We start from the raw sequence: 12,428 nt of genomic DNA, 5'->3' as shown, positions 1-12,428 counted from the left end.
AACGGCGCCATCAGGCGCCGCGGGATTGTTCAGGGGCGGGAGCGCACCAACCGGGCGGCTTGTGCGAAACGATCGGTGTGGCCGTCGATGAGTCCGTGCATAAAGTCGATGTAATAGACCAGTTCCGGCATCTCCTCAATGGAGCTGGAGGTCCAGTAGGGGGCTGAATTTTCCCCGTTGTCATGGATATCGGAGAAGAAGCGCGGGTCTGTCATCGGCGCCCGGCAATTTTCGTCGAGCAGGGTGAAGAGCTCCTCGATGGTGGGGAGTCGCCACCCCTCGCCAAGGCGGGCTGCTTCATCCTTGGCTTCAAGCAGCGTCAGCAGGACCGGTGTGCCCACGCACCCTTTCCCCTCCAGCCACTGGCTGCCGAGGCTGCACGCCTGCCATTCTAGCTGGTTGAGCCGATCATGGATGACTTCTCCCTGCCGCGTCAGGCGGTCGGAGAGATCACAGGCAGCAAGCGCCATGCTGGCCGGAAGCCAGAGCAGCCACAGGAATAATTTCATTTTTGTCTCTTGTGCGGATGGCGGTCAGCCCAGTGTCGGCGGGCTGACCCTGATGATCGGAGTGGGCTGCGAAGCTTTGGCCTCCAGCCCTGTCGTCAGGTTATGTGGGGATCAGAGTTTCTTGAGTTGCGCGGGCAGGGCGGCCAGCACCTCTTCTTTCGCTTTGAGGGAGGCGAACTGCTTGCCGGGCTTTTGCACCACGGTATGGACGAAGATCAGCTGTTTGCCCGGTTTGCTGGCCCAGCCGACGAACCAGCCGATCTGCTGATCGCGGTTGAGGCTGCCATCCAGCTTCTTCAGGTAGCCCATGCCGGTTTTGCCGTGGATCTGCCAGCCGTCGATCTCGCTCACCTTGAGGATATTGGCGGTGTACTGCAGGGTCTGCGCCGAGACCGGCAGCTTGCCGCTGAGCATCTTGCCGAGGAAGCGGGCCTGCTCCTCCGGACTGATGGCGAGGCTGGAGCTGAGCCAGGCCTGGGTCAGGCCGTCATGTTTGCCCGGATTGCCGGAGAGATCCCGATTGCCGTAGTCGAAGCGGTCGACATATTGCTGGAAGCGCTCCATCCCCAGCCATTCGGTGATCTGCTGGGAGAACCAGACCACCGAGTAGGTTTCCCAGCGGCGCGGGGTAGTGGTTTCGCGCCAGGCGGGCAGCCAGCCGTCATAGCTCGGTTTGTAAGGTAGTGCCGGATGCTCTTCATCCACCAGATAGCCGCTATCGTAACCCATCAGCGCCAGCGGGATCTTGAAGGTGGACGCGGGCGGCAGCTGGCTGGAGCAGTCTCCTTCGCTGGAGAGGGTCTGGCCGTTGCCGTCAGCATAGAGAAAGCAGCCGCTGGCGGCGGAGGCAGGCAGGGCTGCGAGCAAACCGGCAGCCAGCAGGCTGGAGAGAAGCAGGCGGGACATAGCATTTCCTTGAGCAAATGGATGAGAGAAAGCGGCAGTCTAATGCCGCTTTGTGTGGGGAATGTGAAGTTGCAGGGGGACTAGGTGAATGGCAGCCAGAGTTCCGCCAGCGCGCCTCCCTCTGGCCGGTTGCTCAGGGTCAGACGACCGCCATGCTGGTGGGCTACCTCATGGGCGAAGCTGAGCCCCAGACCACTGCTCTTGCCCTTGTCCGGGCGCGGCAGGGAGTAGAAGCGCTCGAAGATGCGCGGCAGGGCGTAGTCGGGAATGCCGGGGCCGCAGTCGGTGACCCGAAAACAGTAGCCCTCCTCCTGCTGGCTGCCGCTCAGGGTGACTTGCCCGTTGGCGGGAGAGAAGTCGATGGCGTTATCCAACAGGTTGCCGATGGCCTGCTCCACCAACAGCGGATCCCACTTCTGTTTCGGCGCGCTGGCCAGCTCGGCTACCAGCACCACCTGACGGCGCAGGGCGATGATCTGGCGGGCGTCGAGGGTGCGCTTGCCCAGTTTCGCTGGCTCCACCGACTGGCGATCCAGCCCCTGCCCCGACTCCAGCCGCGCCAGTTGCAGCATTCGCTCGATCAGCTGCTGCATGCGCGCGGTTTCCAGATTGATGTTGCCGATAAACCGTTTGGCAACTTCGGGGGGCGGCGTTTCGGCCAAAATCTCCCCTGCCCCGCGAATGGCGGCCAGCGGGCTCTTCAGCTCGTGGGTCAGGCTGTGAACATAGGCTTCGATGTAGCTTTTGCCATCGAGCTGGTGGCGCATGGTCTCCAGCGAGTGGCCGAGCCGATCCAGCTCGACGGTGTGCAACTGCGGCAGCGGTGCCGCCTCCCCCTTGCTGACCGAGTCGGCATAGTGCACCAGCTTGCCGATGGCGCGGTTGAGCCACCACACTAGCAGGCTGCCGATCAGCAGCGAGATGAGCAGCATCTGGCCGCCGGCCCGCAGCAGCTCCTGTTCCCCCCGCTCGATGGCTGGCATCAGGGTGCGATTGGGTTTGGCGACGGTGAGGGAGCCGATGATCTCGGCCCCTTCTCGCAGCGGTGCCGCCACATACATGGTCGAGCTGGCGGCATCGTCGGGATCGGTGCGGGTGCTGCGGGCGCCATATTGGCCGCGCAGGGTGCGGTAGACATCGTTCCAGCGGGAATAATCCTTGCCCAGATCCGTGCCGTCGGAGTCGTAAATCACCATGCCCTTCTGGTCAGTGACATAGATGCGGTACTCCGCCTGCTGCTTGAGGTGGCCGTCGATCATCGCATTGATGGGATTCTGGTTGAGGCGGGCGAAGGCGCTGGCCAACCGCCCGTTCATCATATTGCCCTCTTTCAGATCATCGAGCGCCAGCGGTGCCAGCAGCTGGGTCATATCCACCAGAGTATCCTCGGTGGCGCTACGCACCCCGGGTTTTATCTCCTCGACGAAGATCTCCAGCACGAACCAGGCGGCCAGCGCGAAGATCAGCAGCAGGCCGTACAGCAGTTGCAACCCGAGTCTCATGCCAGCTCCAGGCTGTAGCCCAGCCCGCGGTGGGTGAGGATCAGGTTGGCCTCGGGATCATGTTCGCGCAGCTTGGCGCGGATGGTCTTGATATGGGTATCTACGGTGCGATCCAGACTCTCCTCCGCATCCTGCCACACCAGATCCATCAGCTGCTGGCGGGAGTAGACCCGGCCCGGCGCCTGCATCAGGGTCTTGAGCAGCAGATATTCGTAACGGGTGAGGGCCAGCGGCTGACCGCGAAAGTGAATGCGGGCCCGCTCCTCATCCAGCACCAGCAGGGCGCTGGGCTGGGGGGCGACGGGCTGGCTGCGGCGCAGGATGACCCGCACCCGGGCACACACTTCCCGTGGCGAGAAGGGTTTGGCCACATAGTCGTCGGCACCGATCTCCAGCCCGATCAGTCGGTCTATCTCCTCGCTGCGGGCGGTGAGGAACATCAGGGGGATATCGGTCAGCGCCCTCACCTGCTTGCAGAGTTCGAAGCCGCTGATGTCGGGCAGCCCCACATCGAGGATCAGGAAGTCGGGTCGCGTCTGTTCCAGTCGTGTCAGCAACTGCTGGCCCAGCATGAACCACTCCACCTCGAACCCGTCGGTCTGCAGGGCGTAAATCAGGGTGTCGGCGATGCTGGCCTCATCCTCCACCAGCCAGATGACTCTCTTTTGCATGGCATCCTCGTCGCAAATTGGCACCCCATTCTGGCATCGAACCAAATCGGATCCTATTTGCTGTTTTATTTTTCCGAAAAAGGGGCTAATATTTCGATGTTCTTTCGAATCGAAACTTAAAAATGACCAAACGTAATACTCAACAACGCCGACACACCATAGTGACCCTGGTACAAGAGCAGGGTGAAGTGAGCGTCGACGCCCTCGCCAAACACTTTTCTACCTCTGAAGTGACTATCCGTAAAGATCTGGCGGTACTGGAGACCGGCGGTCTGCTGCTGCGTCGTTACGGTGGCGCCGTCCCCTTGCCGAGCGAGATGGTGGTCGAGATCAACCCTGAACAAGTTTCGAACCGAAAGTTAGCCATTGCCCGTGCGGCGGCCGAGCGGCTGCGTGATCACAACCGCGTCATCATCGACAGCGGCAGCACCACCAGCGCCATGATCCCCATGCTGGGCAACAAGCGCGGCCTCATCGTGATGACCAACTCCCTCAATGTGGCCGGTGCCCTGCGCGAGCTGGAAAATGAGCCTACCCTGTTAATGACCGGTGGCACTTGGGACCCTCACTCCGAATCCTTCCAGGGGCAGGTGGCGGAACAGGTGCTGCGCTCCTACGACTTCGACCAGCTCTTTATCGGTGCCGACGGTATCGACCCGGAACGTGGCACCACCACCTTCAACGAGCTGGTGGGCCTGTCGCGGGTCATGGCCGAGGTATCGCGGGAGGTCATTGTGATGGTCGAATCGGAAAAGATCGGCCGCAAGATCCCCAATCTCGAACTTCCCTGGTCGAGCATCCATACCCTGGTGACCGACGAGGGGCTGGCCAGCGAGGCCAGAGAACAGATTCAAGCCCAGGGGGTGACGCTTATCTGCGCCCCGGTCACTTGCTGACATCGAGCTCTGAACCATCCAACTGACTTTACGATTTGCATCTCAAGGAGAAGTGTATGTGTGGCATCGTCGGGGCTGTCGCCCAACGTGATGTGGCTGAAATTCTGGTAGAGGGCCTGCGCCGTCTGGAGTACCGCGGTTATGACTCAGCCGGTGTGGCCGTGTTCAGCGCCAACCAGCCGTTGCAGCGGGTTCGCCGTCTGGGCAAGGTGGCCGAGCTGGCCAAGGCGCTCGACGAGCAGTCCGTCCACGGTGGTACCGGCATCGCCCATACCCGCTGGGCCACTCACGGCGAGCCCTCCGAGCGCAACGCCCACCCCCACGTCTCCGAGCATATCGTGGTGGTGCACAACGGCATCATCGAGAACCACGAAGAGCTGCGGGAAGAGTTGAAGGCGCTAGGCTATGTGTTCAGCTCCGACACCGATACCGAGGTGATTGCCCATCTGGTCCATCACGAGCTGAAGAGCGCCGGCAGCCTGCTGGCCGCCATGCAAACTGCGGTGAAGCAGCTGCGCGGTGCCTACGGTACCGTGGTGATGGACAGCCGCGACGACAGCCGCGTGGTGGTGGCCCGCTCCGGTTCACCGCTGGTGATCGGCCGTGGTATCGGCGAGAACTTTATCGCCTCCGACCAGATGGCGCTGCTGCCGGTGACCCGTCGCTTCATCTTCCTGGAAGAGGGTGATGTGGCCGAAGTGACCCGTCGCGATGTGCATATCTTCGATACCAACGGTAACGCCGTGGTGCGTGAAGAGCAGGAGTCCGAACTCTCCCACGATGCCGGTGACAAGGGTGAATACCGTCACTACATGCTCAAAGAGATCCACGAGCAACCCAAAGCGATCACCAACACCCTGGAAGGGCGTCTGGGCAGCGATCACGTGGTGGTCGAATCGTTCGGCAACGGCGCTCGCGCCATCTTTGACAAGGTCGAGCACGTGCAGATCGTCGCCTGCGGCACCTCCTATCACTCCGGCATGGTGGCTCGCTACTGGTTCGAAGAGATCGCTGGCGTCTCCTGCGATGTGGAGATCGCCTCCGAGTTCCGCTATCGCAAATCGGTAGTGCGCCCCAACAGCCTGCTGGTGACCCTCTCCCAGAGCGGCGAGACTGCCGATACCCTGGCGGCGCTGCGTCTGGCCAAGGAATCCGGCTACATGAGCTCGCTGGCTATCTGCAACGTGCCGGGCTCCTCGCTGGTGCGTGAATCGGATCTGGCCTTTATGACCCGCGCGGGGGCAGAAATTGGTGTGGCCTCCACCAAGGCATTCACCACCCAGCTGGCTGGCCTGCTGATGCTGGTGGCCTCGGTCGGTCACTGCCGTGGCCACCTGAGCGCCGCCGCCGAAGCCGAACTGGTCAAGGCGCTGCAAGCCCTGCCGCTGCGTATTAAAGAGAGCCTGGCACTGGCCAAGGATATCGAAACCCTGGCCGAAGAGTTTGCCGACAAGCAGCACAGCCTGTTCCTCGGCCGTGGCAGCCAGTACCCCATCGCCATGGAAGGGGCGCTCAAGCTTAAAGAGATCTCCTACATCCACGCCGAAGCCTATGCCGCTGGCGAACTGAAGCACGGCCCGCTGGCGCTGATCGATGCCGAGATGCCCATCATTGTGGTGGCGCCGAACAACGATCTGCTGGAGAAGCTCAAGTCCAACGTGGAAGAGGTGCGCGCCCGTGGCGGTATCCTCTACGTGTTCGCCGATGCTGATACCGGCTTCAAGAGCGACGAGACCATGCGGGTCATGAACCTCAACCATGTGGAAGAGGTAATCGCCCCCATCGTCTATACCGTACCGCTGCAGCTGCTCTCCTACCACGTCGCCCTCATCAAGGGCACCGACGTGGATCAGCCGCGCAACCTGGCAAAATCGGTGACCGTCGAGTAAGTCACTCTCTCAAATGAAAAAGAGCCGCAATTGCGGCTCTTTTTGTTTCGGCTGAGGGGTTACGACAGCCGCAGGTTGGTGATGGTCACCTCGTCGAGGGAGGGCACTATGATGCCGCTGGTGATCCCCTTGGCGATGGCCTGACTGCGGTTCTTCGAGTCGGTCTTGTTGGTCACCTGGGTCAGGTGAAAGTTGACCGTCCGCTCACTGATGCCGAGGATGGTGGCGATCTCCCAGGAGGTCTTGCCCTCGCTGGCCCAGAACAGGCACTCCTTCTCCCGATCCGACAGTTCGGTCAGGTATTTCATCATATCCGGTCTGCTTTTGATCAGTTGCAGTGCGGAGTTGAAGATGTAGCTGGCGCAGAACGACAGCAGCGGAACATTTTCAAACATCAGGTCGGAGTTGGATTTGTCCTTGGTGATGAAAGAGAGGATGCCGTGCTCCCCCTGCGGGGTGTGCAGCGGAAAGGAGACGCCATTGCGTACCCCGAAATCGGCGGCCAGGTTCATCACGTCGCGGCTGGCGCTGGGCAGCCAGGGCGAGTCGCAGTCGAGCTTGTTCCAGAAGATCGGCTGGGTCTGTTTCAGCCCCAGATAGACCACTGGATCCTGGGTCAGATACTGGTTTTCGCTATAGGCGTCAAACCAGGTGGTCGGACAGTTGTTGAACAGTGCCACGTGGGATTTTTGCATGCTGATGGGGAAAATAATCAGCAGCCGAAAGTAATCAAAGCCCATTTGATGACTGAAGCGCTCCAGCAGTTGCTGGATATCACTGGTTTTTGTTGCCTTGGTGAACTTGTCGATATGTTCCCAGATCGCATCGTTGAGCATTACTTTCTCCTTTTTCGATCTCTATCACACTGATCGAAAAGATTTTTTATCGTTATTTATATTTGTGCGGTGGCTATTGGCGCCACTTATTCCGTGCGTGCTTAAAAATTATCCTGTTTTTGTGCATAAAGGCCAAGAAAATCCTCTCGTTGCCAGTCCGCCCTGCATTTGAGATAATGATAATAGTTATCATTAGTAAGATGTATTTCAATGAACAAATTATGGGGTGTGGCCCTGCTGCCACTGTCAGTCCACTTTGCTGCCATTGGGGATGAGCTGGTTGCTCCCGCCCTCAAGAACAGCATAGCTGCCGGGAAAGCCTCCCAGCAGCGAGTGGAAAAAGCCGCCGATGCCGCCGTTGCCGCACGACTGGAGCTGCAAAATGCCCAGCTGCAACTGCGCGACCTCGAAGCCTACAACCGCTACATGCAATCTCTGGTGGCCGATCAGCAAAATGAGCTGGGTAAATTGAGCCTGCAGCTGGAAGCGGTGCAAGAGACCCGTCAGGGCTTGATCCCGCTGATGTTGCAGATGCAGGCGGATCTGGAACAGCTGGTGCAAAACGACATCCCGCTGCGCAAGGAAGATCGGCTGGCGCGGGTTGAACAGTTGAAAGCGACCCTGGCCCGCGCAGACGTTAGCGAGGCGGAGAAATTCCGTCAGCTGCTGCAGGCCTATCAGATTGAAGCCGAGTACGGCAGCCGGATGGACAGCTATTCCGCCGAGCTGGAGCTGGATGGTGCTCCGCGTCGGGTCGATGTGCTGGCGCTGGGCCGGGTCTCCCTGCTGGCAATGACGGCCGATCGCAGTCAGGCATGGCGCTGGTCTGCCGAGGCGAAGCAGTGGCAAGCCCTCGACAGCCAGTGGCTCTCCCCTATCGCCGAGGCGATGGATGTGGCCGCCGACAAGAAAGTTCCCCAGTTGCTCAATGTCCCCCTTTCTGTCAGCCGTAGTCAGGAGGCCCAATCATGAGAGTCACCATGAAGTGGTTCCCCCTCCTTATTGCCCTCTCCTGCGGTACCAACGCCGCTGTCGCCGATGAGTGGCAGCAGCAGGAACAGGCTCGTGAACAGCAGGCTCAGCAAGATCTGGCGACCGTAGCCAAGGAGCTCGGCACTGCCCGCGCCAGACTGGCCGAGGCCCAGCGCCTGAGCAAGGATCTGGCCGGCAAGTTCGCCAGCAACGAGAAGCAGCTGGTCGAGCTTAACGCCCAGTGGGAGCAAGCCTCCGGCGATATGAACGAGATCTTCGCGGTCACCCGTCAGGGCGCCAGCGATGCGGTCAAGCTGCTGAGCGAATCCGCCGTCGAGGGCCAGTACCCGGAGCGTCTCGCCCCGCTGAAAATCATGGCACAGGATAAACAGGTGCCGGATCGCGCCGCCCTCGCCCTGCTGCCCGCCACTCTGCTGCAGGAGATCCGCGAATCTGGCCGGATTGCCCGGTTCAACGGCAAGGTGCTCGATGCCCAGGGGGCTGCCAGCGAGCAGTCGCTGACCCGGGTTGGCAGTTTTGCCCTGCTGGGGAGCGAAGGCTTCCTGCAACCGACCGCCGAAGGCTTGAGTCCGGTACTGGGTCTGCCCGGTAGCGTGCTCTCTGCCGTTGCGGCTTATCAGGGTCAGGAAGGGGAAGCGCTGCCGCTGGATCCTTCTCATGGCACTCTGCTGGCGATGCTGGCACAGGCACCCACCTTCTGGCAGCAGGTACAACAAGGTGGTCAGGTTGGCGCCATTATCGTGCTGCTGGCTGCTATTGGTCTGGGAATTGCGGCTGTACGGTTGTGGAGCCTCTCCCGCGAACTCACGCTGGTGCGTCGCCAGCTCAAGAGCGGTGAGTACTATGCCGACAACGCCCTCGGCCGGGTGCTGACGGTGGCAGACAAACACCCCGAGCTGAGCATGGAGACCCTCGAGCTGCGTCTTGATGAGGCGATCCTGCAGGAGACTCCTCGCATGGAGCGCGGCATCGGCATGGTCAAGGTAATCGCGGCCATCGCCCCCATGCTGGGTCTGCTCGGTACCGTGACCGGGATGATCGGCACCTTCCAGGCCATCACCCAGTTTGGTACCGGCGATCCCAAGATCATGGCGGGCGGCATCTCCATGGCACTGGTCACCACGGTACAGGGGCTGGTGGCGGCCATTCCCCTGATCCTGGCCCACAGCCTGCTGCAATCGCGCTTCACCGAGCTCTCCAATGTACTGGAGCAGCAGGTAGCCGGCATTCTGGCCGAGCGCGCCGAGAGCAATAACGGCGGGATGGAGCGAGCAGCATGATGCTCGACATCTGGCAACAGCTGCAGAGCTTCATGGGCCGTGGCGGCCCGGTGCTCTGGGTCATTCTGGCCCTGCTGGTGCTGATGTGGATTTTGATGATCGAGCGGTTGCTCTACCTCAATCTGGGTTTTGGTCCGCTGCAGCAACAGCTGCTCGGCCGCTGGCAGGCCCGCAGCGAGCGCCACAGTTGGCACGCCCGGGCGATCCGCAGCCGCTGGCTGGCGCAGGCGGAGCTGGAACTGAACCGTCATCTGATCTTCATCCGCACCCTGGTGGTGCTCTGTCCCATGCTGGGGCTGCTGGGCACTGTGACCGGCATGATCGGCGTATTCGATGCGTTGGCTGCGGCCAACCGCTTTAACCCGGAGAGCATGGCGGGCGGGATCTCCCGCGCCACCATCCCCACCATGGCAGGCATGGTGGTGGCGCTCTCCGGCGTGTTGTTACTCAGTCGGCTCGAGAGTCAGGCCAAGCGTGCGCTGGCCAAGACCCGGGACGGCCTGCGAGAAGAGAAGGTAATGCAATGAGACGGCAATCCAAACGCCAGCGTGACGAAGTGCAGATCGACATGACCCCCATGCTGGATATCGTGTTCATCATGCTGATCTTCTTTATTGTCACCACCTCCTTCGTGCGCGAAGCCGGGCTCGAGGTACACCGACCCCAGGCCAGTCAGGCCAAGGCGCAGAAATCTTCCAGCATCATGCTGGCGATCGGGGCTCAGGGTCAGATCTTCCTCGACCGCAAGCAGATCGATGTGGAGCGGGTGCAGGCCACCATCGCCCGTCTGCTGGCGGAGCAACCCGATGCCAGTCTGGTGATCCAGGCCGACGAGCGAGTGCCCCATGGCAAGGTGGTGCGGGTGATGGATGAGGCCAAGGCGGCGGGTATCGCCAATATCGCCGTGGCGGTGGCGCCGAAATGAAATACAAGCTGATGAGCCTGGGGCTGGGGATCGCCCTCAGTCTGGGCATCCTGCTGTTCATGGCCACGCTGGTTGAACCGCCCCGGGGCGAGAAGGTGGCGAGCGAACAGAAGCCTATCGTCATCAATATGCAGAACGAGGTGACCGAGGTGCAGGTACGCGAGCGTCCGGTGCCGCAGGAACCCGAGCCTCTGCCAGAGCCTCCCGCCGCATTGGCCTCGACACCGCTGCCGATGCCCGCAGCGGCCCCCTTGGCGGCCGTTGAGCCGAGTCTGGATCTGGTTTCCAGCCTCAGCGCGGTGCAGGTCTATGCCCCCGGCGTGGCGACCAGTACCGCACCGGTATTGAGTGGCAACTACCACGGCCAGCAGCAGGGAGCGGGTATCGGCGCCGGTGACATGCTGATGCCGCTGCAACGGATCGAGCCGGTCTACCCCTATCGTGCCCAGCAGTCAGGGATCGAAGGATTCGTCACCCTGCGCTTTAGCGTGAATGCCGAAGGTGGCGTGCAGGATGTGGAAGTGGTCGAGGCCAAGCCCAAGCGTCAGTTCGAGCGGGCGGCCATTCAGGCGATCAACAAGTGGCGCTATCAGCCGAGACCGGGCGCTACCGACAAGCTGGTGCAAGTCATCACGCTCAAATTCAAACTGGAGTCATAACTATGTTGCGGATCTGGATCTGTCTGCTGGCCCTGGTCGGCCAAGCCTGTCTGGCGATGGAGGTCAGCCCTCACTTCTCCCGTCAGCTTGAACCCGTGATGAAGCTCTATCAGTCCGGTCAGTGGCAACAAGCCCAGAGCAAGGCGTCCGGCCTCAAGCCAAATAGCGATGCCGAGCGTGCCTGGCTGGCGCAGTTGCAAGCCTCGCTGGCGGCCAATCTGCAACAGACCGCCCAGGCGAGCCGTTATGTCGAACAGGCTCTTGCCTATAAAGAGTGGCCCGAGCAGCAACAGCTCCAGCTATTGCGGCTGCGCGGCGATATTCAGGCCCAGCAATCCAACTGGTCTGGCGCCATCGCCAGCTACAAGGCGGCACTGGCACTCAAACAAGACGATGGGCTGCGCCTGCGTCTGGCCGGCCTCTATTACCACAACAAGCAGTACGGTGACGCCGCCAGCCAGAGCGAACAGTTGTTGAAGAAGGGTTGGCAGAAGCAGGCCGCCATCATTCGCCTCTCCGCCCTGACCGCTCAGCAACGTTATGGCGTGGCGGCCGATCAGGCGGCCGAGTTGATCAGCCACGAACCCAAAGAGAGCAAATGGTGGCAGCAGGCGGTGTCGCTCAACCTCTCCGCCAAACGCGGCGATCAGGCGTTGGCATTGCTGCAGACCGCCATCGACAGAAAACTGATGGATGATGGGTCAGCCCGCAATCAGCTGATCCGCCTCTATGCCTGGCAAGGGCTGCCTTATCGTGGTGCCCGTCTGCTGGAAGCGGCCATGGCCAAGGGACAGATGAAGCAAAGTGCTGAAAACCGCCAACTACTGGCCCAATTGTGGGAAGGTGCCCGGGAGTGGTCGCAAGCGGTCGATAGCTGGCAACAGTTGGCCAACCAGCATGGTCAGCCCAAAGCCGCCATGCGCGCCGCCGAACTGCTGCTGCAACAGGGCAAGACAGATGCCGCCATGACCCAGCTCGCTGCCATCAAGTCGGTGAAAGGCGAGCAAGGCAATCGTGCCAAAGCATTGCTGGTGCAGGCACACCTTAATAAGGAGCAGTATGCCCAAGCGCTGGAGCTGGCCCGTGAGCTGCAGCAACAGGATCACTGGCAGCAGAAGGCAACCAGCTGGGTCAACTATATCCGGGCACAAAGCGAAGAGTTGAGCAAAAAAGCGGCGTAAAAGAGGTGCCAAGGGGCTGTTTTGGGGTGTTCAGTTCGCTTTTTCAGCAAACGAACGCATTTTTGCAAAAAGTCCTTGTCATCCCGGCGCGGCTCCCTATAATGCGCCCCTACCAGCACGGCGGAACACGCCGAACTGATGAGCCAGCTTCCTAGTGAAGTGGGCGCCGAAAGAAAAGCGA

General features: G+C 61.0%; 13 protein-coding genes. 8 read left to right on the top strand and 5 right to left on the bottom strand.

The features are described 5' to 3' along the window. Positions 1-29: 29 nt before the first annotated feature. The 4 genes from AB5Y99_RS15950 to blrA all read right to left on the bottom strand — a co-directional run bounded on the left by AB5Y99_RS15950 (position 30) and on the right by blrA (position 3,588). Positions 30-509, bottom strand: coding sequence for a DUF1566 domain-containing protein (locus tag AB5Y99_RS15950; protein ID WP_368210121.1), 480 nt, complete (start codon positions 507-509; stop codon positions 30-32). Between the two features lie 111 nt (positions 510-620). Then, positions 621-1,415 carry an OXA-12 family class D beta-lactamase gene (blaOXA, locus tag AB5Y99_RS15945; RefSeq protein WP_368210119.1) on the bottom strand — a complete coding sequence of 265 codons (795 nt, stop codon included), beginning with the start codon at positions 1,413-1,415 and terminating at the stop codon, positions 621-623. An 80-nt stretch (positions 1,416-1,495) separates the two neighbouring features. Then, the gene (blrB, locus tag AB5Y99_RS15940) at positions 1,496-2,917 is read right to left on the bottom strand and encodes a beta-lactam sensor histidine kinase BlrB (RefSeq protein WP_368210118.1); all 1,422 of its coding nucleotides are present in this window, start codon (positions 2,915-2,917) and stop codon (positions 1,496-1,498) included. Continuing rightward, the gene (gene blrA / locus AB5Y99_RS15935) at positions 2,914-3,588 is read right to left on the bottom strand and encodes a beta-lactam response regulator transcription factor BlrA (RefSeq protein WP_033138557.1); all 675 of its coding nucleotides are present in this window, start codon (positions 3,586-3,588) and stop codon (positions 2,914-2,916) included. Before blrA ends, blrB begins: the two co-directional genes overlap by 4 nt. A 122-nt stretch (positions 3,589-3,710) precedes the next feature. Between blrA and AB5Y99_RS15930 the strand changes: the two genes are divergently transcribed. Continuing rightward, positions 3,711-4,484: a DeoR/GlpR family DNA-binding transcription regulator gene (locus tag AB5Y99_RS15930; RefSeq protein ID WP_100652083.1), complete on the top strand. Its 774-nt coding sequence runs from the start codon at positions 3,711-3,713 to the stop codon at positions 4,482-4,484. Between the two features lie 56 nt (positions 4,485-4,540). Next, complete coding sequence (gene glmS / locus AB5Y99_RS15925; protein ID WP_005355853.1) at positions 4,541-6,373, top strand: glutamine--fructose-6-phosphate transaminase (isomerizing); 1,833 nt, start codon at positions 4,541-4,543, stop codon at positions 6,371-6,373. 59 nt (positions 6,374-6,432) lie between these two features. Here the strand turns inward: glmS and AB5Y99_RS15920 are convergent, their stop codons facing one another. Beyond that, positions 6,433-7,209: a LuxR family transcriptional regulator gene (locus tag AB5Y99_RS15920; RefSeq protein ID WP_005339360.1), complete on the bottom strand. Its 777-nt coding sequence runs from the start codon at positions 7,207-7,209 to the stop codon at positions 6,433-6,435. A gap of 210 nt (positions 7,210-7,419) precedes the next feature. On the opposite strand from AB5Y99_RS15920, the gene AB5Y99_RS15915 reads away from it, so the two are divergent. Genes AB5Y99_RS15915 through AB5Y99_RS15890 form a run of 6 tightly spaced genes read left to right on the top strand, consistent with a single transcriptional unit; the run spans position 7,420 to position 12,247 of the window. Beyond that, a complete protein-coding gene (locus AB5Y99_RS15915) occupies positions 7,420-8,181 on the top strand; it encodes a DUF3450 domain-containing protein (RefSeq protein ID WP_162895422.1) in 762 nt (253 codons plus the stop codon). Next, positions 8,178-9,482 (top strand): MotA/TolQ/ExbB proton channel family protein, encoded by a 1,305-nt coding sequence (locus tag AB5Y99_RS15910; RefSeq protein ID WP_368210116.1) that lies wholly within the window; start codon positions 8,178-8,180, stop codon positions 9,480-9,482. Before AB5Y99_RS15915 ends, AB5Y99_RS15910 begins: the two co-directional genes overlap by 4 nt. After that, on the top strand, positions 9,479-10,009 hold the full coding sequence (locus AB5Y99_RS15905; protein ID WP_005339367.1) for a MotA/TolQ/ExbB proton channel family protein: 531 nt from the start codon (positions 9,479-9,481) through the stop codon (positions 10,007-10,009). The genes AB5Y99_RS15910 and AB5Y99_RS15905 overlap by 4 nt, the downstream gene beginning before the upstream one ends. Next, positions 10,006-10,407, top strand: a complete 402-nt coding sequence (locus AB5Y99_RS15900; protein ID WP_005339369.1) for a biopolymer transporter ExbD — start codon at positions 10,006-10,008, stop codon at positions 10,405-10,407. Before AB5Y99_RS15905 ends, AB5Y99_RS15900 begins: the two co-directional genes overlap by 4 nt. Beyond that, positions 10,404-11,066, top strand: a complete 663-nt coding sequence (locus AB5Y99_RS15895; protein ID WP_005339371.1) for an energy transducer TonB — start codon at positions 10,404-10,406, stop codon at positions 11,064-11,066. The genes AB5Y99_RS15900 and AB5Y99_RS15895 overlap by 4 nt, the downstream gene beginning before the upstream one ends. A gap of 2 nt (positions 11,067-11,068) precedes the next feature. After that, on the top strand, positions 11,069-12,247 hold the full coding sequence (locus AB5Y99_RS15890; protein WP_368210115.1) for a hypothetical protein: 1,179 nt from the start codon (positions 11,069-11,071) through the stop codon (positions 12,245-12,247). Positions 12,248-12,428: the final 181 nt, after the last annotated feature.

It is taken from the genome of Aeromonas sp. R4-2 (assembly GCF_040908295.1).
GTDB classification, from domain to species: domain Bacteria; phylum Pseudomonadota; class Gammaproteobacteria; order Enterobacterales; family Aeromonadaceae; genus Aeromonas; species Aeromonas veronii.
This window is presented reverse-complemented; position numbering and strand designations above follow the sequence as displayed.

Coding starts and splice junctions, on each gene's coding strand:
- AB5Y99_RS15950 (WP_368210121.1), bottom strand. CDS start 509: ATGAAATTATTCCTGTGGCTGCTCTGGCTTCCGGCCAGCATGGCGCTT.
- AB5Y99_RS15890 (WP_368210115.1), top strand. CDS start 11,069: ATGTTGCGGATCTGGATCTGTCTGCTGGCCCTGGTCGGCCAAGCCTGT.
- glmS (WP_005355853.1), top strand. CDS start 4,541: ATGTGTGGCATCGTCGGGGCTGTCGCCCAACGTGATGTGGCTGAAATT.
- AB5Y99_RS15900 (WP_005339369.1), top strand. CDS start 10,006: ATGAGACGGCAATCCAAACGCCAGCGTGACGAAGTGCAGATCGACATG.
- AB5Y99_RS15905 (WP_005339367.1), top strand. CDS start 9,479: ATGATGCTCGACATCTGGCAACAGCTGCAGAGCTTCATGGGCCGTGGC.
- AB5Y99_RS15930 (WP_100652083.1), top strand. CDS start 3,711: ATGACCAAACGTAATACTCAACAACGCCGACACACCATAGTGACCCTG.
- AB5Y99_RS15920 (WP_005339360.1), bottom strand. CDS start 7,209: ATGCTCAACGATGCGATCTGGGAACATATCGACAAGTTCACCAAGGCA.
- AB5Y99_RS15915 (WP_162895422.1), top strand. CDS start 7,420: ATGAACAAATTATGGGGTGTGGCCCTGCTGCCACTGTCAGTCCACTTT.
- blrB (WP_368210118.1), bottom strand. CDS start 2,917: ATGAGACTCGGGTTGCAACTGCTGTACGGCCTGCTGCTGATCTTCGCG.
- AB5Y99_RS15895 (WP_005339371.1), top strand. CDS start 10,404: ATGAAATACAAGCTGATGAGCCTGGGGCTGGGGATCGCCCTCAGTCTG.
- blaOXA (WP_368210119.1), bottom strand. CDS start 1,415: ATGTCCCGCCTGCTTCTCTCCAGCCTGCTGGCTGCCGGTTTGCTCGCA.
- blrA (WP_033138557.1), bottom strand. CDS start 3,588: ATGCAAAAGAGAGTCATCTGGCTGGTGGAGGATGAGGCCAGCATCGCC.
- AB5Y99_RS15910 (WP_368210116.1), top strand. CDS start 8,178: ATGAGAGTCACCATGAAGTGGTTCCCCCTCCTTATTGCCCTCTCCTGC.